1 protein-coding gene is annotated in these 1,118 nt (G+C 63.7%); it reads left to right on the top strand.

Going from position 1 to position 1,118, the window contains the following annotated elements; all coding sequences use genetic code 11:
• The coding region (gene glmS / locus C7I87_RS34845) for a glutamine--fructose-6-phosphate transaminase (isomerizing) (protein ID WP_149908454.1) at positions 1 to 1,118 on the top strand (1,118 nt) is incomplete at both ends.

Raw genomic sequence — 1,118 nt, forward strand, 5'->3', positions numbered from 1 at the left:
TCAACCTCGAACGCCGGCTCAAGGATGAGCCGCTCGACGGCACGATCGGTATCGGCCATACGCGCTGGGCAACCCACGGCGTGCCCAACGAGACCAATGCGCACCCGCATTTTTCGAACGGCGTCGCCATCGTCCACAACGGCATCATCGAGAATTTTGCTGAGCTGCGCGACGAACTGATCCGCGACGGCTATTCTTTCTCGTCGCAAACCGACACCGAAGTCGTGGCGCATCTGGTGGCGCGCGAAATCGCCAAGGGGTTGAAGCCGGTCGAGGCCGCGCACAAGGCGCTGAAGCGGCTGGAAGGCGCCTTTGCGCTGGCGATCATGTTCAAGGGCGACGAGGATCTGATTGTCGGCGCCCGCAATGGTCCGCCACTGGCAGTTGGCCATGGCGATGGCGAGATGTTTTTGGGCTCCGACGCGATCGCGCTCGCTCCGTTCACCAATTCGATCACCTATCTCGAGGACGGCGACTGGGCGGTGGTGCGCCGCGACAGCGTCGCCATCTTCGACATCGACGGCAAAAAGGTCGACCGCAAGCGCCAGCAGTCGCTGTCGACCAGCTTCATGGTCGACAAGGGCAATCGCCGCCATTTCATGGAAAAGGAAATCCATGAGCAGCCCGAGGTGATCTCGCACACGCTGGCGCACTATGTCGATTTCGTCTCCGGCGTGTCGAAGCCGCTCGACCTGCCATTCGACTTCGCCAAGATCGGCCGCCTGGCCATCTCCGCCTGCGGCACGGCCTATCTCGCCGGCCTGATCGGCAAATACTGGTTCGAGCGCTATGCGCGGCTCCCGGTCGACATCGATGTTGCGTCGGAATTCCGCTACCGCGAGATGCCGCTGTCGGCGAACGATGCCGCCTTCTTCATCTCGCAGTCGGGGGAGACCGCCGATACGCTGGCTTCGCTGCGCTATTGCCGCAAGGCCGGCATGAAGATCGGCGCGGTCGTCAATGTGCGGGAATCGACCATGGCGCGCGAATCCGACGTCGTGCTGCCGACGCTGGCCGGCCCCGAGATCGGCGTCGCCTCGACCAAGGCTTTTACTTGCCAGCTCTCGGTACTGGCCTCGCTCGCGGTGCGGGCGGGCGTGGCACGCGGCACGATCTCG

Source organism: Mesorhizobium sp. SARCC-RB16n (assembly GCF_008520305.1).
In the GTDB taxonomy this organism is placed as follows: Bacteria; Pseudomonadota; Alphaproteobacteria; order Rhizobiales; family Rhizobiaceae; genus Mesorhizobium.